This window comes from Candidatus Amarobacter glycogenicus (assembly GCF_016704105.1).
GTDB lineage: Bacteria > Chloroflexota > Dehalococcoidia > Tepidiformales > Tepidiformaceae > Amarobacter > Amarobacter glycogenicus.
Genome location: NZ_JADJAT010000004.1, coordinates 351,375 through 376,514, shown reverse-complemented (window position 1 = coordinate 376,514; position 25,140 = coordinate 351,375). Strand labels below are relative to the sequence as shown.

Genomic DNA, 25,140 nt, shown 5'->3' with positions numbered 1-25,140 from the left:
GCTTCGGCGCTGGGCATTGGACAGGGCGGCCCCCGGAAGCCCCCCCCCCGGGGGGCCGCGGGGGGGGGGCCCCCGGCTTTGCCGGGTTTGCGGACGGCTGGCGTACGGGATCGGCGCGGTACACCCTGCGCCCGTACCGCGAGACCATGCGCTAAGAAACCAGCGGGGACGGATGAGCGAAACGGTGGACATCACCGTCACGTGGAAATCGGGCCGCGGTGGCCCCGGACGCTCGGTCGCCACTCTTTGACCGGTAACTCCGCCTCCACCTTCCGCGCCCAAGACGCTCACGCTAGAGGACGAGTTCACCTGTCTCGTAGCGAATGCCGGCGGTGACCGAACCGACATCGCCTGGGACGGACCGACGTTGCCAGGATCCCGATCCGCGGTGCCGGTCGCCGTGAGACGGACCTGGTGCCGAGCACCGTCGGCTACTGCGGTCCGGCCGCGCACACCCCTCGCGATACCGCTTGCACCCTTGGCCCGGTACAGCTCCCGAGCCTAGCTACCGGCGCCTGCCCGCTTTCCAGCCCGGGTGAGACTGCGAACCTCCAGCTCCGTGCAGCACCTTGGGAGCCACCTTAACCCTTCTCGCGCCGGACTGCCGCCACCGCTATCCTCCGCACTACCGATTGCCGCGCGGGAGTTTCTCCGGGTGAAGTTTGGCTCGCTCCAGGTCCGTACGCCCGATGGGGAGGCTCGCGAGTTCCCGATCGATTTGCCGTCACTCGTCGTTGGACGGGCTGATGGCAACGGTATCGTCATCGACGATCTCTCGATTTCGCGGCGCCACGCGCGGATTGTCATCGAGTCCGGGCGGCTGCTGGTAGAAGACCTGGGGTCCGCCGCCGGGACGTTCGTTGGGGGCCACCGCATAGACCCCGGCGTCAGCAACCTCGTCGAAAACGACCAGGACATCCGCTTCGGCGACGTGCAGGCGCAGTTCCTCCCGCCACCCCCGACGACGGCCTCCGAGGCCGAGGCGGGCATCGCCGCGCTGGCCGAAGGGGCCGGTTATGAGGCAGTCGAAGAGGCGCCATCGCGTGCCATCAACGTCACCCTCACCTCGCCTGCCACCCCGGTCGAACCCGGAGGGGCCGTCTTCGCGACGGCGGTGATCCAGAACCGGGGCCGCGTCGTGGACCTTGTCACGCTCGGCGTGACGGGCATCCCAACGGCATGGGTGACGTTTAGCCAGGCCACGTTGGCGCTGGTGCCGGGGACGCGCGAGACCGTCACCCTCGTCATCCAGCCGCCCGTGTCTTCGGAATCGCTGGCGGGTGAGTACGACTTCGGCGTGGTGGTGACCTCCGGCGAACACGAACGGGAGGGCGTGGCTTTCGGAAAGCTCGTGGTCACCGCGTTCGAGGCTTCCGAACTCAGCCTGACGCCCATGCGCAGCAAGCGCGATTTCGCCGTCGTGGCGAAGAACAACGGCAACGCGCTCGTGACCTACGCGCTCTCGGGCATCGATGACGAGGGCCAGTTCATCTTCGACTTCGACGCGCCGAGCATCGAGCTGCAACCGGGGCACGAGCGGAAATTACCGCTCCGTGTGCGGAAGAAGAAGCGCCACCTCTTCGGGCGGATGTCTTACGTCCCGATCCGCATTGTGGCGACGCCGACTTCAGGCGCGGGAATCGCCGTCGAAGCGCCCGGCCAGCTGGTGGTGAAGCCGCCGCTGGAACGCTGGAAGACGCCGTCGCTGATGGCGGTACTGCTGGGCGTACTGGCACTGGCGGCGTGGCTTTCGTGGGTGAACCGGCAGGACATCCCCTCCTGGATCCCGTGGTCGACGAAGGGCGAGGCAACGACCGGACTCGGGACCAACCCGGAGGCGGCATACGCGGGCGTCCATATGTGCGAGAAGACGCCGGAGGAGCGGGAAAAGGCTCTCGCGAAGGTGAGCCAACCAGCGGCGGGGAGCAGCGGGGCGCCGCTCTTCGCGCAGACGAACCCGGCCTGGGGAAAAGACGAATACGCCAAAGCGGGCGACCCGGAATTTGGGCCCGACTGGTGCGGTGAGACGATCGAGCAGTGCGGCTGCGCGATGACCTCGGTCGCGACCATCATGGCGTTGTTCAACGTCCTGACGATGCCTGACGGCTCGGACCTGACGCCGCAGGCAGTGAACGAGTGGTTCAATGGCGAAGCGCGCAAGACGACGCGCGGCTGGGTCAGCCGTGGCTACATCTACGGCGACGTTATCTGGACGGCCGCCAACGAACTTTCGGGTCAGATCGCGAAACAACGCCCCGGGACTCCGACCCTCAGGTTCGCGGGCTTCGGCACGGGGAGCGAAGAGGAGATCAAGGCCGAGCTCCAGGCGGGGCGGCCCCTGGTCCTGGAAGTACCGGGCCACTTCATCGCCGCCGTCGGCGTGAGCACCGAGGGCAAGATCCTGATCAATGACCCCTACTACCGGGACCGGCTGACGCTCGATGCCTACAAGGGAAAGGTGAAGGGCTCGGTAAAGTTCGAACCCTCCAACGATCTCAGCGGCGTGGTGATCACGGTGCCGAAGGACTTGCGCATGCGAGTCCTGGACAAGCAGGGAAAGATCGTCGGCTCGCTGAATGCGCCCGAGGAAGGGAAGCCGGCGCCCGTGGGGATCACCGGGGCGTACCTGGCGAGCCGTTCGGCCTGGCGTGATCCGACGTGCGTCGAGAGCGCTCCCCCGGCCGACGCGGGCACGACGTCGATCTTCCTCCCCGGCAACCGCGAGGACTACCGCATCGAGGTGCAGAACCCAAGCAACGGCGGGACAAGCGTGGCGATCCATAGCTACGACCAGGACGGGAACGCTTCGGTGCAGACGCAGGATTCCACCGGGCCACTCGTTATCGGCATGACGTTCGACCCGACCCAGGCGACGCCCTCGCTGCAGGTCATCCAGGGCACGGCGCCGGGTTCGACCACCGGGACGCAGGCTGCGGGCACGCCGACGCTCCCTTCGGGAGGCGGCGGAAGCACCGGCGGCAGCGGCGTCATCACCATCCCGACGACAGCGCCGGCGACAACGCCAGGAGTCAGCCCCACGGCAACACGAACGCCGGTACCGACACCGACGCCGGTGCCGCCGAGCGCAGTATCGGTAACCTGCGACGTGGTCTACACGCCGGCGCCCGCGGCCGCGGGGGTGACCTGTACCGGGACGGTGACCGGGACGTACACGACGACGCGCTGGAGCGTGAACGGCCTGCCCGCGCCGGTGGCGCCGGGATCGACAGCGTTCTCGACCACGTTTAGCCAGGACGCGACCGTCTCCGTCGAGATGACGGCGTGCAACATCACCGTGTGCCGCACCGGCACCAAGTCCGTTGTTGTGAAGTTCACGACACCATCGCCGACCGCCGCGGCGACACCCGTCCCGGGGACGCCCACGCCGACGCCAACGACCCCGCCGGTGGGGCCGCCGCCTGTGGTGACGGTGCACTGTGACTGGTACGCGATCTCCGGCGGCACACAGATCGACTGTCTCACGGAGTTCAACGAGGCCTTCAACGCCGTCACGTGGACAACCACGGGCAGTGCCTCGCCGGCGTCACAGAGTTCGGGTGCCAAGCACTTCTCGACCGTCGGCCCCACGGCGGGAATCGTCACGGTGCAGGCTGTGGTCTGCTACAACGCCGTATGCACGACGTCGAACGTCGCGTCAGTCGTCATCGGCCAGGCCGTGACGATCATCAGCACGGACCTCTGCGGTGCGATGATCTCCTCCGCAGGCCACGTCGCAACGGCGAACGTAGACAACTGGACGAGCGACAGGCCGCTGCCGACAGGCGCGTTCAGCTGGATCGTGAATGGAAACATCGTTGGGGTGTCTGTCGTCGGCTTCGGGGGCACCTCGGCGTCGCTCAGCTTCGTGTTGGGGTACACGGGCTTCAGCATCCCTCTCGTGCTCGAGTACAGCGGCGACGCGAACTGGACCGCCTCGAGCATCAGTTGCAGCATCCTCGAGGCCGTCTGATGCGCACGGGTGAACGCGAAGGGCCAAACGGCCTCGCGGCCGCTGTGCAGGCCGCGGCGAACCTCCTCCGGGCAGAGGTCGAACGGATGCGGGCGCGGGGTGTGCCCGTGGGCGAAGACGACCTTCGCGGGCTGTATATCTCCGACCAGGAAGCCAGCCGCATCCTCGATGTCGCCGGGACAGGAAGCGAACCGGCGGCGTCCCAACCGCACCCGGCGGAGGAGCTCGTGGAAGCGCTCGGCGGACGGATGGCCCGTCTCGCCCAGGTCTGCCGGCTTTCTGAGGCGGAATGCGCGACGGTCGCGCTCTGCCTGGTGACCGAGACCGACCCAGAACTCGAACGCCTGGTGGCCTACGTCCAGGACGATGTCTCGAAGAAGCGGCCGCGGGTGGAACTGGTGCTGCGCCTGCTGTGGGAAGACGCGGTCGTTGGCCAACGCTCGTTCGATGCAGACGCGAGGCTGCGGGCGCTGCACCTCGTCCGGCTCCACGACGAGGCGGGACAGGCGGCGACTCCGCTCCTCGCCCGCCCAATGACGCTCGACCCGCGCATCGCCCGGTTCGCGCTCGGTGGAGACGCGATCGACGAAGTAATCGGTCCGTTCGCCACACTGAGCCCCGCGAATCCGGGCAACGAGGCAGCGCCGATCGACCCCGGCCACCTCTCGCCCCGCGTCCTTGGATTGCGTGGGACCGACCTCGCGAAGACCCGGCGCATCGCGGGCGCCCTCGCAAGGTCGCTGGGACTCGATGCCATCGTTGAACTCAACCTCACGCAGGTCCGTGAAATAACCCACCGGGAGGCATTCGAGCGAGCCGGGCGCGAGGCAGCGCTTTCGAACGCGGCGCTGCTGGTCCGCGGGTTCGACGAACTCGATGAACCAGTCCGCGAGGGGATCGCCACGGGGCTCGACGGCATCGCCCCACTGGTACTGATTCACAGCGTGGGCGAGCCAACCTGGCATGGGCCCTCGGTTGTGGTCGCCCGGCCGACCGTGGAAGAGCGCGTCATCGAATGGCAGTCAGCACTTCGCTCACTGGCCCAAGACCCCGGCGTGGACGCTGCGCTGCCTGCGCTGGCCGCCAAGTTCGAGCTGGATACGGGGGCAATCGCCGAGGCGGCGGCGACGGCGCTCGGCCTGGCCACCGCGCGCGAACCAGCGACGGCGTGTCTCACCGTCGAGGACCTGTACGCGGCGGCCCGTGCCCGGTCGGCGCCGATCCTGAGTTCGCTGGCAAGCAAAGTCGGGCACCACAAGTCCTGGGACGACCTGATCCTCGAACCCGACCCCCAGGCCCAGTTGCGCGAGCTTTGCTCGATGGTCGAGCACCGGCACAAGGTCTACGACGAGTGGGGGTTCGGAGAGAAGCTCTCCAGCGGCAAGGGCGTGGTTTCGCTCTTCGCCGGCCAATCCGGCACCGGCAAGACCATGGCGGCAGGCGTCATAGCCGGGGAGCTGGGGCTGGACCTCTACAAGATTGACCTTTCCGGCGTGGTCAGCAAGTACATCGGCGAAACAGAAAAGAACCTTGGCGCTATCTTCCGGGACGCTTCGCTTTCCAACGCCATCCTCTTCTTCGACGAGGCAGACGCCCTGTTCGGGAAGCGTTCGGAGGTGCGGGACGCCCACGACCGTTACGCGAACATCGAGACCGCCTACCTGCTCCAACAGATCGAGGACTACGCCGGCCCCGTGATCCTCTCGACGAACCTGAAGATGAACCTGGACGAGGCTTTTCTGCGCCGGATGCACTTCGTGATCGATTTCCCCATGCCGGAAGAGCCCTACCGCTACCGGATCTGGACGACGACGTTGCCGGCGGCGGTGCCGCTCGCGGACGACGTCGACTTCCACTTCCTCGCGCGCCAGTTCCGGATCAGCGGCGGAAATATTCGCAACATCGTCCTGGCAGCGGCGTTCCTGGCAGCGAAGGATGGCGGGAGCCTGGGCATGCGCCACCTGATACAGGGGACGCGCCGGGAATTCCAGAAGCTCGGGCGGATGGTGACTGAGGCAGACTTCGGCGAACACATGGCTCACCTCGAATAGCCCTGCCCAAATTCTTGCGCACAGGCCCGGCTAATGCCCGCTATGATGTGCGGCGGAGGAGTCCCCCATGGCCGAGTACCAGCCCGCCCAGCTCGAACAGGCTCGCAAGCCCGCCTCTCAACGCGAAACAACCGCCCGCGAATCCGCTCCGGCGGCGCCGCATCCCCTCGTGAGCCTCCAGGCCCGTGCCGGCAACCAGGCCATCGCCCGGCTGGTGCAGCGCACCGGCGAAGAGGAGGAACTCCAGATGAAGCGCGACCCGATTCAACGGGTCGAAGAGGAAGAGGAACTCCAGGCGAAGCACGACCCACTCCAACGGGTCGAAGAGGAAGAGGAGCTCCAGGCGAAGCACGACCCGCTCCAACGTGAAGGCGAAGAAGACGAACTCCAGATGAAACATGATGGCGCGCCGCAGGTTGGTCTCGAAGGTGGCCCGGTGGGCGCTGCGATCGAAGGCCAGGTCAACTCGATGCGCGGCCGCGGATCGGGCGTGCCCGACGGCATCCGAACGCAGATGGAAGCTGCGACCGGGACGGACCTGAGCGGCGTACGCGTGCATGAGGGAGACGACGCGGACCGGCTCAACCGCCAGTTGACGGCCAAGGCGTTCACCACCGGTTCCGATATTTTCTTGCGCTCGGATGTGAACACGGGGAACAGCGAGCTGATGGCACACGAACTCGCGCATGTCGTCCAGCAGAGCTCGGGCCGGACGGCATCGAGCGGCGGCGGCATGACTGCCGGGGCGGCGAACGACCCGCTGGAGGCGGAAGCGGACTCGCTCGCCCACGCGGTGCTTTCGGGAGCGGCTCCGCGCCACGCCGAAGAATCCCGGGCCTGAGCGTAACGGCCGCAAGTGTTCAACGATGCCGATGAGACCCTGAAGCAGTACCTCACTGCCGCGATCCCCATCGCCAACGGAGAGGTGGATATCTCGTTCGAGCGACCTTCACGCGAGTGGAGCGGGCGTTTATCGCGGCCGACGCTGAACTGTTTTCTCTACGATATTCGGGAACGATCCGGCTTTCGCGATGACACCGCGACCCGGATCGCAGATGGCAAGGGCGGCTTCCGTGCGCAACGTCCTCCACGGCGCATCGACCTGAGCTACATGGTCACGGCCTGGGCGCGCGAGGCGGAAGACGAGCATCGCATCCTGGCGCGGACCCTCGCTGCGATGTATCGGGCCGGCGAAATCGACAGGCGGTTCTTCCAGGGTCATCTCCTCGAATCGGAGTACCCGGTGCTGGCACGCATCGTTCCGCCGGACCACGTCGCCAAGCCAGCCGACCTGTGGGGCGTGCTGGACAACGAATTGCGGACATCGCTCGTGTGGGTGCTCACCGTGCCGCTGGATGCGTTCACCCCGGTGGAAGGCCCACTGGTAACCACACGCGAACTGCACGTCGGGGCCATCGGCGAGGATTGGCGCGAAACCTTCATCCAGGTGGCAGGCACCGCGCACAGGAAAGGCGCGCCCGGCGACACCGTGCCCGGGGTGCGCGTTTCCGTCGCCGGGACGGCCCTCAGGATGGTTACCGGCCCCGATGGACGGTTCAATTTTCCGGGGGTACCACCCGGAGACCACACCATCCGTTTCGAGACCGAAGACGGAGTTTCGGGCGAGCGTGCCATCTCCGTTCCGGGTTCGAGTTACGACATCGAACTGTAACCCGATCGTTATGGCACCCACCCTGCAATGAACCCGGATGGGGCGCTGCAAACGGTTGCGCGACCGCTCCGGCGCGATGCTAAGATACCGCCGCTCCGGTCTCCGTGCCGCACAAATCATAGGGAGCCCAAATGCCTACATACCTGACGCCAGGCGTGTATATCGAAGAAGTCGACAGAGGTACCAAGCCCATCGAGGGCGTGGGTACCGCCGTTGCCGCCTTCCTCGGTGTCGCCGAGAAAGGGCCTGTTGGAAAGGCCACAATGATCGCGAACTGGACACAGTTCACGAACGTATTCGGGGGTTTCATCCCCGGCGCGTACCTCGCCCACGCCGTCTACGGCTACTTTAACAACGGCGGGACTCTCGCCTACGTCGTCCGCATCGGCGGAGAATCCAGCGACGGCCCGTCGCAACCGGTCGCCGAAATCACGGCGAAAGGCGGGGCAGCGACGATCAAGGCGCTTCCCAAGCCCGGCGTTTCAGCTGAAGGCCTCAGCGTCCAGGTCGCCGCAGGTGATGATGACAGCTTCACCATCACCGTGAAGGGCGGCGGGGCCGAGGAGAAGTTCGAAGGACTGACCCTCGGGCGGGGCGCGAAGAACGCCTTCGATGTCGTCAACAAGCAGTCGACGCTCGTCCAACTGGAAGAGCTTAAGGTTGCCGGGCTCAGTGCCGCCGAGCGCGCTCCGGCGCCTGGCACCTATCCCCTCGCCCTTCCCTCGGCCACGACCACCGCACTGGTCCCGGTGACGCCATCCGATTATGAAGGCGACGTCACCGAGCGCGCCGGACTCGGCGGCCTCGAAGCCGTTGACGAGATCACGATGGTCCTCGCCCCCGATGCGATGGCGGCCTACAAGGCCGGCGTCCTCGATATGGACGGACTGAAGGCGGTCCAGCTGGCCATCATCGCCCACTGCGAACGCATGGGTGACCGGGTCGCCATCCTGGACACGCCCCCGGACCTGAACGCCCAGCAGGCCCAGGACTGGCGCATGAACGTCGCGGGCTACGATTCCAAGTACGCCTCGCTCTACTACCCGTGGATCAACGTGGCAGACCCGACGCCGAACGCCCCGGCGACGACTATCAGCATCCCGCCCGCCGGCCACATCGCCGGGGTTTGGGCGCGCAGCGACAACGAGCGCGGCGTCCACAAGGCGCCGGCCAACGAGGTCATCCGCGGGGTGATCTCCCTGCCGATCAACCTGACGAACTCCGAGCAGAGCGTCCTCAACCCGAACGGCGTGAACTGCCTGCGGGTGTTCGCCGGGCGCGGCATCCGCATCTGGGGTGCACGCACACTCAGCAGCGACCCGTCGTGGCGTTACCTCAACGTCCGCCGCCTGTTCAACTACGTCGAGAAGTCGATTGAGCGCGGGACCCAGTGGGCCGTGTTCGAACCGAACGACATGGACCTCTGGGCGAAGATGCGGCGCGACATCGGCGCCTTCTTGAAGACCGTCTGGCGGCAGGGGGCGCTCTTCGGAGCATCACCGGACCAGGCCTACTTCGTGAAGTGCGACGCCGAGAACAACCCGCAGGAGACCCGGGACCTCGGGCAGCTGATCATCGATATCGGCATCGCACCGGTGAAGCCCGCTGAGTTCGTCATCTTCCGCATCGGCCAATACGCGCCGGAGCAGTAGTCGGCCACGACGGCACCAGAACGCCAACGAAGGAGTAACGCATGGCAGCAATGGACGCGCTCACCGGCGACCCGCTGGTCGGCTTTAATTTTGAACTCGATGTCGCAGGCAAGGCGAAGGGGTACTTCACCGAGGTCTCCGGCATCAGTTCCGAAAACGAAGTGACGGAGCACAAGATCGTCGGCAAGGGCGACAAGGAAGCCGTCCGCAAGATCCCCGGCCGCTTGAAGTGGGGCGACATCACGTTCAAGCGCGGGATCACCGCGAACATGGATTTCTGGAAGTGGCGCAAGGAAGTCGAGACCGGCAAAGTGTCCGGCGCCCGCTCCAACTGCACCATCACGATGTACGACCAGGCCGGTTCCCCGGTGGCCAAGTGGAACCTGGAAGCGGCCTGGCCATCGAAGATCACGGGGCCCTCGCTTTCGACCGAGAGCAGCGCCGTCGGCGTCGAAGAGCTCACGGTCGTTTGCGAAGGCTTCGAACGGGAGATGTAACCCGCAGAGGGCACGAAGGACCAAACTGGCCGGGGCAGGGATACACCCTGCCCCGTTGCCGTGAATGAACTATGGCACTTCAGACCGAATTCGATTTCGTATTGCCGCAAGGTTATGTGGACCGCGAGGGCAACCTCCACCGCGAGGGGACGATGCGGCTCGCCACCGCCATGGATGAGATCGCGCCGTTGCGAGACCCCAGGGTCAGGGAGAACCAGGCGTACCTGGTGATCATCCTGCTCTCCAGGGTGATCACGCGGCTGGGCTCGCTCCAACAGGTCTCGACTTACGAAGTGGAGAACATGTTCAGCGGCGACCTCGCCTACCTGCAGCGCCTGTACCGCCAGGTGAACGAGCAGGGGACGACGCTGGTACCCGTGACCTGTCCGGAGTGCTCGACGCCGATCGACGTGGACATCTCCCGCCTGGGGGGGTCGTAGGCTACCCCCTCGAACGGATTCGGGAGGAGGTAGCCTACCTCGCGTATTACCTGCACTGGCAACACGAGGAGCTACTGAACATGGAACACGCTGACCGGCGAATGTGGGTCGGCCAGGTTGCCGATATTCATAGCAGGACCGCATCCGCGGCCGGAGCTTGACGATGCCCGACCCCAACGTCGCCTACCGGTTCGCCGTGGAAATCTCCGGCATCCAGGAGGCGCTCTTCACAGAGTGCAGCGGCTTCGAATCGAAGATCGATGTCGAGGAGTACAAAGAGGGCGGCGTCAATGATTATGTACACAAACTCCCCGGCCGGCAGAGCTTCGGCAACATCACGCTCAAGCGGGGGATGACCAACTCCCTCGAGCTTTGGGACTGGCTCAACCGCCTCACGAACACGACGACCAAGCGGGACGAGAAGAAGAACATCTCTGTGGTGCTTTACGACGGGAAGGGTGGCGAAGTGCTCCGCTGGAACCTCATTGGCGCGTACCCGGTGAAGTGGAATTCGCCGACGATGCAGACCGACCAGTCGGCGATCATGGTCGAATCGCTGGAACTGACCTTCCAGGAGTTCACGCTGCAGAAGCGGTAGCGCCATGGCCGAAGAAGTGACGCAACCCGAAGAAACCGAAGGCCCCGATTTCGGGACCTTCCTCGGACGCCGCCTGCGAGGCTACCAGGCGGGCGTGCTCGGGATTGGCTCGCTCAACGAGGTGCCGCTTTCGGCGGATGGCCCCGGCAGGGCGATCATCGGCCGCTCGGCCGAGTTCTCGAGCTCGCTTCAGAGTCTGCTTTCCTACCGGACCGTGCAGGCCGAACCACCCGCCGCACCGGCGTCTGCGCTTCCTCCGGCGCCCGTCTTATCGCGAGAATCAGAATCCAGCGCCGAACCATCCGCACCGGCTCCGCAAGCCGCTCAACCTGCAGGCCCGCCGGCGTTCGGTTCGCCTGAATGGTTCAGAGCAATGGAAGCGCGGCGGCAAACGATCGCCCGGCGGCAAGAGTCCGAAGCGATCACAACAGGCCCAACAGCTGCGCAGATCGAAGCCGCCCTGGGAATCGATCGGACAGCGCCGGCCGCGACACCGGGCGCGGGCAGCGCGGTGCGCAGGCGTTCAGTCGTACAGGAAATGTCCGGGAACGTGGAGATTTCGCCCGAGACGATCACGGCCTCCCGCAGGGCCGAGCAGCGCCAGCCAGGAGTCCCGCCGGAACCCCCGGCGGCCGCCACGGAGGCCGTCGCCCCCGGCCAACCGCCTGCAGCGACACCGCCGCGTGAACCGGCACCGGCAGCTTCCACAGTACCGCCCGCTTCAAATCCGGCGATTGCACAATCCCGCCCCCCAACGCCGAACGACGAACCCGCTCCGACAGCGAGCGAACCGGCCAGGGTCGCGGCGCCCATCGTTCAGCGCCGAACTCGGCAGGCGCCAGAGCCGCCACTCGGAACACCCGCTCCGGCAGTCTCGGCGGCGCGGCCCGCGGGACCATCCGCCACGGGTTCCGTTGCCGGCACACCGAGTCCGGCACCGAGCCCCCTCGGCGAACCTGATGTCGCCCGTGCCCAGGCGGCGGCGCCGCCAGCCGTGAACTCGCCAGCGCCGATACGGCGGGTTGTGGCGGCCCCGGAACAGCATGAACCTGCCGCATCCCAGGCGACGCGCCCCGAGGCCCGCCGGGTGATCGCCACCGACGCCGCCCCCCGCGCGGCCGGTACACCTTCGACAACGGACCCGACCGAACCTGGTGCATCGCCCCCGGACCATCCAACGCCCCCGGACGACGAACCTCCTGGTGGCAGCGGGCAGGGCGCGATGCGGCCGCCGCCAGCATCCCCACCGCCCGGAGTGTTCGAGGCAGCCCGTTCCACGAACACTCCGGGAGCTTCGGGCGACGCGCCGGTCTCGCGAGTCGGCGAGGCTGCCCCGCCATCGTCCCCGGAACCGGGACCCGCAACCAGCCCCGCCGCTATCGCGGACCCGTCGCGTTCGAGAAGCGCCAGCTCTCCCGGCCCACGACCGCCGGTCGACGAGGGACGCGGAGTTGAACCCCTCGCCCAGAGGCTTTCCGCTGAGCCCCCGCCCACGACGACCGGCATGCCGGTTGACCTGCCGCTGGCGGACACAGGCAGCGCCCAACCCGCAGACAGCGACGCCGCGGCCCCCCTCGAACCGAGCGCCGGAGCGGTGCGGCCCGTCGCCGGAGAGCCCCTGAATGCGGCACAGGCGCGCCGCCCCGAGGCGCTGGCTTCGGCAGCCTCGACGGCAGGAGAGCTACAGCGACTCGCCGGCGAGGAAACGCGGGAGGTTCAAGACATGACGGCCGCCACGCCGGCGATGCCGGACGCGTCCGTTACCCCTGAGCAACCCGTACGACGCCTCGCCGTGGCCGCCGAGCCCGCGCCGGGCGCCGCACCGGAAGCAGTGCTCCTGCCACCCGCGGAGGCACCGCTGGCGCGCGAAACCGTTTCCGGAGTGGTCGCAGCACCCGCTCAGGCTCCGCCGCCTGCTACGACCGCGGAGGGTCTCGCCCCGGGCAGTCCCGGCGAGGCTCGGCAGTCGGCGGGCCCTGCACCCGTCGCTACTCCGGCGGGCGCCGCCGAACCTGCGGCCGGGCGAGCGACAGGGTCTCTTGTGCAGCGGCGCGCGGCGGAGTCACCGCCACCGGTAGCGGCGGCGCAGGCGGCCATGTCCGTCCCGGGAGAGACCCCGGGGGCGCCGCCGCCACCCGCAGAAGCGTTCACCTGGCAGGCCGGTGAGCCAACTCGAGCGGGCGCAGTGGCTGGACAGCCGAGGGAGTCGGTGACAGTGCCGTCCGCGCCGGGGACTGAGGCGACAGCGCCGACCCCGGTTTCCGGCGACGCCTCGCTCCCACCGGTTGATGCGCCGCTCCATCGCCGCGTCGCGCTCCCGGAGAACCCCCCGGCGCCCGCGGGTCCCGAACCGCTGACCCCGCAGGTGGACGTGCTCGGGAGGGGGCCGGAACCGGCAGGGTCGCCCGCCGATCCGGCACGAGCGACCACCTCCAGCATGCCCGCGAGCAACCCTGTGAACGCGGCGTCCAACCAGTCCTCCGGGACGCCGGCAGCGCCTTCACCGGGACACGCCGGAGCGGTCACGGGACCTGCTGCGAGCGAGGCTCCGGCGCCGGACGTGCTCCAGGTTGTCCCACCGCAGCAAGCATCGACCGGCGCACCAGCCGCACCAGCACCAGGATCGACCCCAGCGACGCCGGCGACCGGGATGGCCGAATTGCCTGCAAAAGGCGGCGGCGAGGCTCCCTCTACCGCGTCCACAGAAGCCATTGGTGCGCCGATGACACCGGCTGGGCCAGCTCCACTGCTTGTCTCGCGGCGAGTCGAGGCCGTCCCGCCGCCAGCTCCCGCCGAAAACGAAGACGTCGTGCCAGCCGCGCTTCCAGCGGATGATCCCACCGGAGCACCCGAGGCCGACCGAGCAACGGGAGCCGTTGGCCCTCGCCCGGATCGCCCGGCCGCTCTCTCCGGAGAAGGACCGGCCGTGACTCAACTTGCACCAGCAGCTGAACACCATGTTGCTTCGATCGCGGGCAACGTCGGGCCTTCCGCCTCGGCGCAGCGCGTCATCGCCGAGGCATCCGCACCAGCTCCCGTCACCGCGGTGACAACTGCCGCTGCGATCGTCACGAGCAGCCCAGAGCCGGTGCCAGAAGGCCTCCCGCCGGCCGCCAGGACTTCGGAGACAAGGCACGAACTCCGGCAAGCGGACGTGGCGGTGCCAGCGGCCGCTGGCCTTCCCGAAACCGCCGGGCCAGCCCTTGCGGGCGCCACACCGGTTCCACCGCCTGCCATGCGGATGGAGACCGCCGCGGGAAGCGGTACTTCGGGCGCGGCGCCTTCATCTCGGACCGATACCGGGCCTGCAGCCATCGTTCGCCGCTCGGCCGTCGCGGAGCCACCGGAGACCGGCCTGGCCGGGTTCGAAATGCCGGCTCCGCCCGCCACGCCTCCCGCGCGGGGGACCTCGGGAACACCCGAGCCGGTCGCGCGCGAACTGTCGCCGCTCCGCGCAGGCCGGGCGGCCCCCATACGCCGAACCGACCACCCGTCCGCAGCCGGCGCGACAGAGCCTCCATCGCCACCGCCGGTGGCGGCCTCTTCGCCGATCCAGCGGGTAGTCACCGCGGTCCCTCCACCAGTTGCGCTGGCCGCCCCGGCCCCGCTCGCTCCTCCTCCGATCCATCGGGAAGTGTCGACGGGCTCGGCGGAGGCGACCGGTGTCATCACCGGACTCGAACCGGCGACCGAGGCGGAAAAACCGCTGGACTTCGGCGAGGTGGCGGAGAAGGTGTGGCCGCATCTTCGACGGCGGCTCCGCCTTGAGCGCGAACGGGAGCGCGGGCTGCCCGGGTAACCCGGGCGACTGATTCTGGTATAAGGTGTGACACCCCATGGCACTCGTGAAAGCGACCATCCGCAACCTCGACACGCAGAAGCGCGTCACCTGCATGTTCAACCCGACCGACTACACCTTCTCGAAGTCGGTCTCCTGGTCGCAGTCCTCGGACCGTGGGGCGAATGTGCCGCAGCTGGAATTCACCGGCGGTGAGCCAGCCGCCCTCACGCTCAAGTTGTTCTTCGATACGACTGATAGCGGTGACGATGTCCGGACCAAGTACACGAACGACCTTTGGGACCTGGCGATGGTGAACACGGCCAAGATCGACCCGAAGACGAACAAGGGCCGTCCACCGACCTGCACGTTCGAGTGGGGCAACGCATGGTCGTTCGAGGCGGTCGTGACCTCCATAGACACGGCGTTCACGATGTTCCTCGGCGATGGCACTCCCGTCCGCGCAACGGTGAACCTGAGCCTGAAACAGGCGAAGGACCCCGGGCGTTTTCCGGCCCAGAACCCCACGTCCGGTGGCGCGGCGGGCCACAAGCGGCACGTGGTGTTGCAGAGGGAAACGCTCGATTCGATCGCGGCAAGGGAGTATGGGGAGGCCCGCCACTGGCGCCACATCGCCGAAGCCAACGGTATCGAAGATCCTATGCGCCTCCGCCCGGGCACCGTGCTCGCGCTGCCACCGCTGGCCGGGGGCTGAGGCGGATGCCGAATCTCTACGATTCCCAGTTCTACATCAAGCTGAACGGGTCCGACCTCGCCCTCGCCAAGATGAACTATCTCCACGAAGTTGAGGTGGACTGCGGTTTCTTCATGCCCGCGACGGCGACCCTGAAGTTCTACGACGAAAAGCTCGACTTCATCGACGACACGAGTTTCGCGCTGGGGACCGAAGTCGAGGTACTGGCTGGTGGCGGCGCCAACCCCGGCGGAGAAAACAGCACCACCAGCATCTTCAAGGGCATCATCACAAACATCGAGCCGGAGTTCACGGAGGAAGGTCCGTACTCCATGTTCGTCATCCGCGCCTACGACAAGTCGTTCAAGATGCACCGCGGCACAACTTCGAAGGCCTACGTGCAGGTGAAAGACTCGGACGTGGTGGGCCAGGTCGCGAGGGCCGCCGGGCTCCAGGCCGATGTGGACGACACGGCGGTCGTGCACAAGCACATCTTCCGCCACGACCAGTCCGACTTCGAGTTCGTGGCGGCGCTGGCGCGGCGAAACGGCTACATCTTCTACTTCGACGGTGCAAAGCTGCAGTTCAAGAAGCCCGCAAGTTTCACCGGAAACGAAGTGACGTGTGTCTTCGGAAAAGACCTGCTGGAGTTCCGCCCCCGCTTTGCCATCGGCGGGCAGGTGAACGAAGTTAAGGTGCACGGCTGGGACCCGAAGACGAAGCAAGCGGTCGTGGGCTTGGCAACCAACCCCGTTTTCGCGCCGAGTTCGACCACGTTGAGCCGGGGACCCGCGGCCGCCCAAACGGGTTTCTCCGGTGCAGCGAAGCTCCACATCACCAGCACGCCGGCCACCCAATCGGTAGCGGACAACGTGGCGAAATCGGTGATGGACCGGATCGCCGGGAGTGACATGACCGCCGAAGGCCGCGCGCTCGGAAACGTGAAGCTCAAGCCGGGCGGGCGGCTCGTGGTCGCCAACGTCGGCAAGTTCTCTGGAAAGTACTTCATCACCCGGGTGCGGCACATCCTCAGCCAGGCGACCTCGTTCACCACCGAAGTCTGGACGGGCGGGATGAACACGGGCACCTTCGCGAGCCTGCTCCAGGACGACCCTCGCTCGCCCAACCCTCCAGCGCGGCCGGCCTCGGGGTTGCTCACCGCGATCGTCACGAACAACACCGACGACGAGAAGATGGGTCGCGTGCGGATCAAGTTCCCGACGATCGCGGACGACCAGGAGGCCTTCTGGGCGCCGGTCGTCTCGGTGGGGGCCGGAGCCACGCGGGGGCTGATGGTGATCCCGGAGGTCAATGACGAAGTGCTCGTTGGATTCGTCAACGGCGATTTCGACCGGCCCTACGTCCTCGGTGGCCTCTGGAATGGAAGCGATGCGCCCCCGAATGCAACAGCCGTGGCCGATGGCAAGGTGGAGATCCGGGAGTGGACATCGCGAGTCGGCCACACCGTCCGGCTCACGGACAAGTCCGGCGAGGAGAAGATCGAAGTCATCGACAAGAGCGGGAAGAACCTGCTCAAGATCGACACCGCCAAGAACACGGTATCGATCCTCGCTGACCAGGACATCAAGCTCGAAGCAAAGGGGAACATCGAACTCAAAGCCGCCAACATCAAGCTCGAAGCGACGGCGAAGGTGAGCGTCGATGGATCGCAGGTTCAGGCAGAGGCGAAGTCGCAGATTGCGCTCAAGGGCGCGATGGCGGAACTTTCCGCCTCGGGCATCACGAAGATTTCGGGCAGCATGGTGAATATCAACTGACCATGAGTGACGACATACTGATCGGCCGCGGCTGGGGGTTCCCGGTGGGTGTAGACGCCACCGGCGGCATTCGCATGGCTGGCGGGCATGTCGAGATCGAGGAAGCGATCTCGATCATCATCGGGACGAGCCCCGGCGAGCGGATGATGCGGCCGGCTTTTGGTTGCCGGATCCACGAACTGGTGTTCGCACCGAACAATTCTGAGACGCTCGGGATCGCGCGCCGCCATGTCGAAGAAGCGCTGGGCATGTGGGAGCCCCGAATCGAAGTCGAATCCGTCCACGTGACTGCCGATACGCTTGAAGCCGACCGGGGCCGCTTGAACATCGAGGTCACCTACACGGTGCGCGGCACCAAAGACGCACGGTCGCTGGTCTACCCGTTCTATCTCATCGAACACGAGTAGCGCGCACGGATCGTCGTAGCGAGCGGGGTGCCTGAACTGGGCGCCTTGCCTCTACAATGGCGCACTCAGGAGCTCTGACCCATGCCGCTGCCAGATCCCCAACTCGATGACCGGCGTTTCCAGGACATCGTGAACGAAGCCAAAGGCCTCATTCCCCGCTACTGCCCGGAATGGACCGACCACAATGTCTCGGACCCCGGCGTCACGCTCATCGAGCTGTTCGCCTGGATGACGGACATGATCCTGTACCGGATGAACCGGGTGCCGGAGAAGAACTATCTCCGCTTCATGGACCTCATTGGGATGAGGTTGAAGGACGCCGTGCCGGCGCGCACACCTGTCACCCTGAAGCTTTCTGCGCCCCAGCCAGGCCCCGTCGTCATCCCGCGCGGCACCGAAGTCGCCACGGTTCGGACGGCCGAGGAGCAGGCGATTTCCTTCACGACGGACCACGAGTTGACGATCGTGCCGCCGACGCTGCGGCAATGCCTCTTCTCATCGGACGACGTGAACTACGCCGACTACACCAGCAAGTTGACGCTGGACGGGGAGTTCTTCGATGCCTTCCAGCGTGTCCCGCTCCCCGGCGACACGCTCCACTTTGGCTTTGTGGAGAACTTGAGCAACCACGTGATGAACCTCGAGATCGATGCATCGGTCGAGGGTATCGGCGTTGACCCCCGGGACCCGCCTCTGGCATGGGAGGCATGGTGCGGAGAAACGCGCGGTTGGGTGCGCTGCAGCGTGGAACGGGATGAGACGGGCGGCCTGAACACGGATGGCGCGGTCATCATCGACCTCCCCGGCGGCATGGAAGCGCGCATCCTTTCGCGCCTCCAACTGCACTGGCTGCGTTTGCGCGTTATCCAGCCGCGGCCGCGCCAGCCGACGTACTCCGCCTCGCCGCGAGTGAACACGATCGTGCCAAGCTCCATTGGCGGGACCGTGCCCGCAACACACTCCAGCCTCGTCATCAACGAGTTGCTCGGCCGGACCTCCGGGGTCCCCGGGGAATCGATCGCCTTCATCAACGCGCCGCTCCTCGCCCGCGACGACGACGAGTACCTCGAGGTATTCGAACCTGACGGAGCATGGGAGCGCTGGCAGGAGGTGCCGGATTTCCGCGACTCGCGCGAAGACGACGAGCACTATGTGATCGACGGCGTAAGCGGGCACCTCACCTTCGGGCCTGCCGTCAGGGAGCCGGACGGACTCGAGCACGTGTACGGGCGAACGCCGATCCGTGGCTCCGCCCTGCGGTTCGTCCGGTACCGCTTCGGCGGCGGGGTTATCGGCAACGTTGGGGCGAACACGCTCACCGTCCTGAAATCGAGCATCCCTTATGTAGCGACGGTGACGAACCGCCGGCCGGCAGCCGGCGGCCTGAACCCCGAGACGCTCGATGCGGCGCGCCTCCGTGCGCCGATGATGATCAAGACCCGGGACAGGGCGATCACGGCCGCCGACTTCGAGTTCCTCGCGAAAGAGGCTTCGCGGCGAGTAGCTCGCGCGCGTTGCATCCAGGTCCGCGCCGATGGCGCCGGCAGCTCGGTGCCGCCGGGCACCATCGAACTCCTGATCGTGCCGCTGGTGCCCCCGGACCATGCGCGGACAATCGAATCGTTGCAGCCGCCCCCGGAGCTGCTTGAGGAAGTGCACCAGTACCTGGATGAGCGGCGGCTGCTGGGCACCCAGCTCGTGGTAGACGGGCCGGCATACGTCGGCGTGAGCGTCGAAGCGAGCATCCTTGTGCAACGCCATCGCAACAGCGACCACGTCCGGGCCGAGGTTGCCACCCGGGTCCGGGAGTACCTGGACCCCCTGCTCGGCGGTCCGGACGGCCTGGGCTGGCCCTTCGGCCGGGACCTCTACCTCTCGGAGATGCAATCGGTGGTGCAGTCGGTGCCCGGCGTGGAGTACGCGCAGGACGTGACGCTCTACCAGGTCGACATCCAGACTGGCCAATCGCGCGCCGCGGGACAGAAGATCACGGTGGCCGACGATGTCCTCCTGTTGTCCTACGAGCATGTGGTCACGGTTTCGAACCGATGACCACGCCGACGGCCCCTGCGGTTATCCCTGGCCCTGGTGATGGCGAGGTACCACCCCGGGGGTCAACCTGGACTGTCAGCGGCTACGATGCTGCCCCCATGGGGGTCCCGGAAGGAGCAAGCTCTTACCTGGATTTCCTGCCTGGCATCTACCAGGACAGCGAGTTCCTAGGCCGCTTCCTCCTGATCTTCGAACACATTCTCTCGCCCCTGGACCGGACTGCTGGAAGCATCGCCGATTACTTCGATGCCTCGCTCACGCCGGAGGACTTCTTGCCGTGGCTTGGCTCCTGGCTGGGCATGGTGGTTGACGCGCGGATACCGCAAGAGAACAAGCGCGAGATGATCCGCTCGGCGCCGGACCTGTACCGATGGCGCGGGACGAAACGGGGCATGCGCGAGTTCCTGAGACTCGCCACAGGCATCGAACCGGAGGTCATTGAACCGACCCTGAGCGAGATCGCGGGGAACCGCAACCTGGCCTACCGGTTCACCGTGCGGTTCCGCCTGCCTGCCGGTGCCAGCCTCGCACGTTCGTACGTGGAGGCGCTGGTCGAAGCGGAGAAGCCGGCTTTCGCCGGCTGCACCATCGAGATAAACGGGGCCTGACGGTAGCTACTGAGGGACGATGAAGGGCAGGGAGCCGTCCGCGCTCTTTTCGGCCGCCCAGCCGAGGAGACCGCCGGCGCTCTGGATCTGCCACCAGGTGAAGCCGCCTTCCTGGGTTGGTCCGGCCTTCACCGTTACCTTCTCACCCGTGCAGAGGCGGCCAAGGATTTCGCCCCCTTCCCGCGATGCCGCGGAACGCACAGCCAGGCAGTTGGTGTTGTTCGGCACCGGGTCCGAATTCGCGATGACCGCCGCGCGGCCGACGAAGAGCCCGGCTGGGGTCGCAGTCGGCTGCGCCGCCTGGGTGGCGACGGTCGCTGGCGCTGTTGGGCTTTCGCTGGATGCCGGTTTCTCATCGTCGCCGCCGCCGAGAAGGGTCATCGCCGCAAGCGCCAGGCCGCCGAGCACGAGCAGTAGCAGGACGGCGATCATCGGCAGCTTATACGGCTGGAGCGGCGGGGCGATGATCAGCTGGCCCTCCGCCGTGGTGGGGGACTCCTTCGCGCCCTGGCGTGCTTCGACCCGGAACGGGCGGTTCAGCGTGGGCCCGAAAAGCTTGCCGCCCTTTGGCTTCACGGCGAGGGCGACTCGCTTTTGCTCGCCCGGCGCGAGCTCCACCTGTGCGGATTCGAAGGTGTAGCCGAATTCGCGTGCTTCATCGCTGGCCGAAAGGGCGACCTGGATGGTGACGTTGCCGCTGTTCGAGACAGAAACGTGGAAGTCGCGCTTCGCCCGGGTGGGGTCAAGGGTGACACGGAAGCCTTCGAAGGCCCGGACCGAGATCTTACCCAGCGCGCGGACCTCACGACCGTGCACTTTCGACGTAACCGCCACGGAGAACGGGTATTCGCCGGCGGCGGCGGTGGAATCCTTGGGCGGCTGGATGACCACCGTGATCTCGTCCCGCGCACCGGGCACGAGCGAGAGTGTCGGGCGGCTGACTTTGGCCCACCCCTCCGGCAGGTCGACGATGGCGATCGAGAGTTCGTCGACCACTGTGCCGCGGTTCTGGACGTTTACCGTCGCCGTCGTGGGCGAACCGGCCGCAACGGGCTGGCTGGGCGAGGTGAGGGTGACGCCGACTGTCTGCTCGGTCTCGTTGGCGCCCGCCGAGGGAGCCCCCGCGTCATGCGGCGCCAGGGCTTCGGCGAAGATGAAGCGCGCTTCGACATCGCCGAAACGCATCGACTGTCCGCTCTCCACGAGCGACGGCGCGTTGCCGGTCACTCGCTGGCTGCCGACAAACGTGCCGGTGCCGGAGCCGAGGTCCTCGATGGTGACGCGGCCCGACTCGATGACGAGTTGGGCGTGCCTCCGCGAGACGGAGACGTGGTCAATGACGACCTGGTTGCCATCAGCGCGCCCGATGACGACCGAAGGCGCCGTGATCGGGTATTCGCGAATCTGACCGTCGGGTGTCGCCACCCGCAGTGTGCCGTAATCCATGCGTAACTCTTCCGGAAGGCGGCGTCCCGGGCCGCACTGGGACGCAGCATACAAACGCGAGGTTCCAGCGACTAGGCGAGATGTCCCGGGAGGAGCGCCTCCAGGCCCCTGAGGGCTTCAGCGGGTGCGTACGCGGGGTTGGCGCGATAGAAGCGCTCCTCGCCGTAGAAGGTCTCCCGGAGGTCCTCGGGGATGCGTGCCATCATCCCGTTCTCGCCGAACTGACTGCGGTGCATCCCGGCTGCCCGGCGCTTGTGTTCGATGAAGTCGCGGACATCCACGATGTTGGAAAGCGGCGGATCCGGTTCGGCCATCGCCTTCTCGAACCGCTCCTGGCGGGCGGGATCCATGCCTTCGGGGAGGAGGCCGCGGCGCTGGAGTTCGAGGAAGATGCCGGCGAAGCGCTTCATCGTGGAGGCGCCCCAGAAGAGGTGCGCGGGACTCCAGGCGGGACCGGCCTCCGGATGCCGTCGCTCGTCGCCGGCGGCTTCGAACGCAGCGACGGTGTGCTTGTGGACGGCGATATGGTCCGGGTGACCGTAGCCTCCGGTTGGGTCCCACGTGAACACGGCGTGGGGGCGCGTATCGCGGATGACCTGGACCAGGTGCCCGGTAACCACTTCCGCAGGCTGCTGGTGGAGGCTGCGGGGGTCGTCGTTTTCGGGGGTCCCGGCCATCCCGCTATCGCGGAAGGGGAGCAGGCGGACGTCTCTCAGACCGATCTGGGCCATGGCTGCGCGGAGTTCGAGTTCGCGCACGTAGCCCAGCGTTTCCGGCGTGCCGAGGGCGGGATCGCTGATCTCACCGACCTCGCCGCGGGTGGCGCATACAAGGGTCACCTGGGCCCCCTGCGCGATGAAAGACGCGAGGGTGCCCGTGGCCTGCCCCTCGTCGTCCGGGTGGCCGTAAACGGCAAGAATGCGGACGTTGTTCATGGGGAATCATCGTACGCGAACCGGAGGTGCAGGGTGTTCTCCGAACGGCTAGTGTTGGCGGCCACGGAGGGTTCCCATGCACTACAACGACATCAGCTACTCCCTCGACCACGGGATCGCGCGGATCACGTTGAACAAACCCGAGAAGATGAACGCCCTCTCCTGGGGTTCGTGGGCAGAACTCGAAAACGCCATCGCCGCGGCCGATGCCGACGATAGCGTGAAGGTCGTGCTCCTCACCGGCGCCGGACGCGGGTTTTGCGCGGGGACGGACCTGACAACCGGGACGAGGGAGTCGGACTGGCCGGATCGGCCCCTCGGCGGGCGACCGGGCATGATGCGCTCCCGCTACCTCGGCACCGCCAACCTGTATCACTGCCGCAAGCCCACGATCGCGGCCGTGAACGGCGCGAGTGTCGGCGCGGGCTTCTCGCTGGCGATGGCCTGCGACATCCGCATCGCCTCGGAAGCGGCCCGCTTCAGCGCGATCTTCGTGAAGCGCGCCATTGTCGCGGACACGGGATGCACCTGGTTCCTCCCCCGGCTCGTCGGCGTGGAGAACGCCCTGAAGCTGATGTACACGGGCAGGATCATCGATGCGGCCGAGGCGCTAAGGATCGGCCTCGTGAGTGAAGTCGTCCCGGCCGAGGAACTGGCGAGTCGCGCCACTGCGCTCGCCCGCGAAATCGCGGACGGCCCTTCGCTCGCCATCGAGCTGATGAAACGGCTGACGCACGAAGGGCTCACTCGCGGGCTGGATGAACAGATCGAGATGGAACAGTTTCTGCAGGGCATCACGCAGAGTTCGGAGGATGCCAGGGAGGGGCGCCTTTCGTTCCTCGAAAAGCGGGAGCCGGTGTTCAAGGGCCGCTAGTCGCCGGCGAGCCTGCGGCGCGGGCGGCGGAAGGAACCGTTATGGACCACGAGGGCGAGGGCACATTCTTCGATACGCCGGCAGCGTTCCGGGTGTGGCTACTGGAGGAGCACGCCTCGGCCACCGAGATCTGGCTTGGATTCGCCAGGAAGGGCTCCGGGAAGACCGGGATGACCACTGCGGAGGCACTCGACCAGGCGCTCTGCTTCGGCTGGATCGATGGGATCCGCAAGTCGAACGGCGCCGCGAGCTACAAGACCCGCTACACGCCCCGGCGGCCACGGAGCATTTGGAGCCTGATCAACATCCGGAGGCTGGAGGAGCTGCGGGCGCTGGGACTGGTCGAACCGGCAGGGCTCGCGGCCTTCGCGGCGAGGACCGCGGAACGGTCCGGCATCTACTCTTCCGAACAGGCGGAAGTGACGTTCGAGCCCGCCGACGGGGCGGCCCTCGAAGCCAACGCGGCCGCCTGGGCCTACTGGCGGTCCGCTCCGGCGGGCTACCGCAAGACCGCGACCTGGTGGGTGGTCAGCGCGAAGCGGCCCGAGACTCGCGCGAAGCGTCTTGGGGACCTGATCGACTGCTGCAGCCGGGGCGTCCGGGTCCCGCCGTTGCGCCGGGCCGGGGACGCTTCCTGAGCACGGTTATACGGGTGAGCCGGGGTTGGCCAGGGGTCGCCGCTAGTGCCCCGCCGCTGGCTTCTCGGCCCCGCCGGTACTCTCGCCACCTTCTTCGAGGTGAAGATAGGCATCGGCAAAGGCTTCGTTCACGTGAAGTACCCCGTCGTTGAGCGTCGCGAAGGGGTAGGAGTCGGTGATTTCGGGGAGCGCGTCGGCCTGGGCCTGGGTGGTGATCACGCTTCCCGCGGGGATGTAGCGTTTTTCGGGCACGTTGACGCCAATGACCTTCGCCCCTGGCTCGATGACGACGTTCTTGCCGATGGTTGCCTTGAAGACGAGCGCCTGCATACCGACGAAGGTGTGGTCCCCGACCGCTGCGGGCCCGTGGACCTGCGACTGGTGGGCGAGGGAGACCTCCTTGCCGATGTAGACGGCGTACTTCTTGCCGCCGACCGTGACCTGGTTCTTCTCGACCGTTTTGCCGTCGGCCAGGGTCTCCAGGGCATGGAGGACGACCCCGTCCTGCACGTTGGAGCCATCGCCGATGACGATAGGCTGACCTTCGTCGCCGCGGATGCTGGCGAACGGTGCGACGAACACCTGCTTGCCGATGGTGACATTGCCGATGACCGAGGCGAGCTTGTCGATGTACGCGCCGGCGCCGACGACTGGCGACTCGATGTCCGGGTTGAAACTGGTGGAGACGTTAGGCCGCAGGTTCGCGGCAGCGTGCTCTTCCGAGGCTGGGACCGCGACTTCGGCGGCGGCGAACTTCTCCTGGTAAACGATCCAGGCGACAAGCGCGACGACGGCCACGATGAGGCCGCCGTTGATGAGCTGCTGATGAGACCAGCTCCCGACCTGCGCGAAACTCGGAAGTTTGGGGATATCGAACGAGAACTGGAGCGACAGGCCACCTTCCGCCTTGCGATTGAGCGAGAGCGCGGACTCCGCGGCCGAGCCGGCGGCGGTATCGAGGGTGTCGAGTGGTTCTGCGGCTTCAGCGGCTTCGGACATGGCTGGACGCCCCGAAAAGGAGTTACCGGGGATATCGTCCACCGGGACGGC

The 25,140-nt window shown here is 66.8% G+C and carries 20 protein-coding genes; 17 read left to right on the top strand and 3 right to left on the bottom strand.

All coding sequences use genetic code 11. The features are described from left to right. Positions 1–655: 655 nt before the first annotated feature. The 15 genes from IPG14_RS09260 to IPG14_RS09190 all read left to right on the top strand — a co-directional run bounded on the left by IPG14_RS09260 (position 656) and on the right by IPG14_RS09190 (position 20,197). Positions 656–3,970, top strand: a complete 3,315-nt coding sequence (locus IPG14_RS09260; protein WP_343391604.1) for an FHA domain-containing protein — start codon at positions 656–658, stop codon at positions 3,968–3,970. Then, positions 3,970–6,021 (top strand): AAA family ATPase, encoded by a 2,052-nt coding sequence (locus tag IPG14_RS09255; RefSeq protein WP_343391603.1) that lies wholly within the window; start codon positions 3,970–3,972, stop codon positions 6,019–6,021. Before IPG14_RS09260 ends, IPG14_RS09255 begins: the two co-directional genes overlap by 1 nt. A gap of 67 nt (positions 6,022–6,088) precedes the next feature. Further along, positions 6,089–6,862, top strand: coding sequence for a DUF4157 domain-containing protein (locus IPG14_RS09250; protein ID WP_343391602.1), 774 nt, complete (start codon positions 6,089–6,091; stop codon positions 6,860–6,862). 15 nt (positions 6,863–6,877) lie between these two features. Then, a complete protein-coding gene (locus IPG14_RS09245; RefSeq protein ID WP_343391601.1) occupies positions 6,878–7,693 on the top strand; it encodes a Pvc16 family protein in 816 nt (271 codons plus the stop codon). A 131-nt stretch (positions 7,694–7,824) separates the two neighbouring features. Beyond that, entirely contained in the window at positions 7,825–9,345 is a 1,521-nt protein-coding gene (locus IPG14_RS09240; protein ID WP_343383858.1) for a phage tail sheath subtilisin-like domain-containing protein, read from the top strand. Positions 9,346–9,386: 41 nt separating this feature from the next. Next, positions 9,387–9,842 (top strand): phage tail protein, encoded by a 456-nt coding sequence (locus IPG14_RS09235; RefSeq protein WP_343383857.1) that lies wholly within the window; start codon positions 9,387–9,389, stop codon positions 9,840–9,842. A 71-nt stretch (positions 9,843–9,913) separates the two neighbouring features. After that, positions 9,914–10,282, top strand: coding sequence for a phage tail assembly protein (locus tag IPG14_RS09230; RefSeq protein ID WP_343383856.1), 369 nt, complete (start codon positions 9,914–9,916; stop codon positions 10,280–10,282). Continuing rightward, the gene (locus tag IPG14_RS09225; RefSeq protein ID WP_343383855.1) at positions 10,234–10,443 is read left to right on the top strand and encodes a DUF6760 family protein; all 210 of its coding nucleotides are present in this window, start codon (positions 10,234–10,236) and stop codon (positions 10,441–10,443) included. The genes IPG14_RS09230 and IPG14_RS09225 overlap by 49 nt, the downstream gene beginning before the upstream one ends. 2 nt (positions 10,444–10,445) lie before the next feature. Next, entirely contained in the window at positions 10,446–10,880 is a 435-nt protein-coding gene (locus tag IPG14_RS09220) for a phage tail protein (protein ID WP_343383854.1), read from the top strand. Between the two features lie 4 nt (positions 10,881–10,884). Continuing rightward, positions 10,885–14,679, top strand: coding sequence for a hypothetical protein (locus IPG14_RS09215; protein WP_343391600.1), 3,795 nt, complete (start codon positions 10,885–10,887; stop codon positions 14,677–14,679). A 37-nt stretch (positions 14,680–14,716) separates the two neighbouring features. Next, complete coding sequence (locus IPG14_RS09210) at positions 14,717–15,373, top strand: peptidoglycan-binding protein (protein ID WP_343388797.1); 657 nt, start codon at positions 14,717–14,719, stop codon at positions 15,371–15,373. A 5-nt stretch (positions 15,374–15,378) separates the two neighbouring features. Continuing rightward, entirely contained in the window at positions 15,379–17,130 is a 1,752-nt protein-coding gene (locus tag IPG14_RS09205) for a VgrG-related protein (RefSeq protein WP_343391599.1), read from the top strand. Between the two features lie 2 nt (positions 17,131–17,132). Further along, positions 17,133–17,537, top strand: coding sequence for a GPW/gp25 family protein (locus tag IPG14_RS09200; RefSeq protein WP_343383850.1), 405 nt, complete (start codon positions 17,133–17,135; stop codon positions 17,535–17,537). An 81-nt stretch (positions 17,538–17,618) separates the two neighbouring features. After that, positions 17,619–19,589 carry a putative baseplate assembly protein gene (locus IPG14_RS09195; RefSeq protein WP_343391598.1) on the top strand — a complete coding sequence of 657 codons (1,971 nt, stop codon included), beginning with the start codon at positions 17,619–17,621 and terminating at the stop codon, positions 19,587–19,589. 98 nt (positions 19,590–19,687) lie between these two features. After that, positions 19,688–20,197, top strand: coding sequence for a phage tail protein (locus IPG14_RS09190; RefSeq protein WP_343388800.1), 510 nt, complete (start codon positions 19,688–19,690; stop codon positions 20,195–20,197). Positions 20,198–20,203: 6 nt separating this feature from the next. On the opposite strand, the gene IPG14_RS09185 is transcribed toward IPG14_RS09190, so the two are convergent. Then, positions 20,204–21,643 (bottom strand): FHA domain-containing protein, encoded by a 1,440-nt coding sequence (locus IPG14_RS09185; RefSeq protein WP_343391597.1) that lies wholly within the window; start codon positions 21,641–21,643, stop codon positions 20,204–20,206. Between the two features lie 71 nt (positions 21,644–21,714). Continuing rightward, positions 21,715–22,578, bottom strand: a complete 864-nt coding sequence (locus IPG14_RS09180; protein ID WP_343391596.1) for a PIG-L family deacetylase — start codon at positions 22,576–22,578, stop codon at positions 21,715–21,717. 76 nt (positions 22,579–22,654) lie between these two features. Between IPG14_RS09180 and IPG14_RS09175 the strand changes: the two genes are divergently transcribed. Both IPG14_RS09175 and IPG14_RS09170 read left to right on the top strand, forming a co-directional pair. Next, the gene (locus IPG14_RS09175; RefSeq protein ID WP_343391595.1) at positions 22,655–23,452 is read left to right on the top strand and encodes an enoyl-CoA hydratase-related protein; all 798 of its coding nucleotides are present in this window, start codon (positions 22,655–22,657) and stop codon (positions 23,450–23,452) included. Between the two features lie 41 nt (positions 23,453–23,493). Continuing rightward, on the top strand, positions 23,494–24,090 hold the full coding sequence (locus IPG14_RS09170) for a YdeI/OmpD-associated family protein (RefSeq protein ID WP_343391594.1): 597 nt from the start codon (positions 23,494–23,496) through the stop codon (positions 24,088–24,090). 42 nt (positions 24,091–24,132) lie between these two features. On the opposite strand, the gene IPG14_RS09165 is transcribed toward IPG14_RS09170, so the two are convergent. Then, the gene (locus IPG14_RS09165) at positions 24,133–25,089 is read right to left on the bottom strand and encodes a carbonic anhydrase (protein ID WP_343391593.1); all 957 of its coding nucleotides are present in this window, start codon (positions 25,087–25,089) and stop codon (positions 24,133–24,135) included. Positions 25,090–25,140 lie beyond the last annotated feature (51 nt).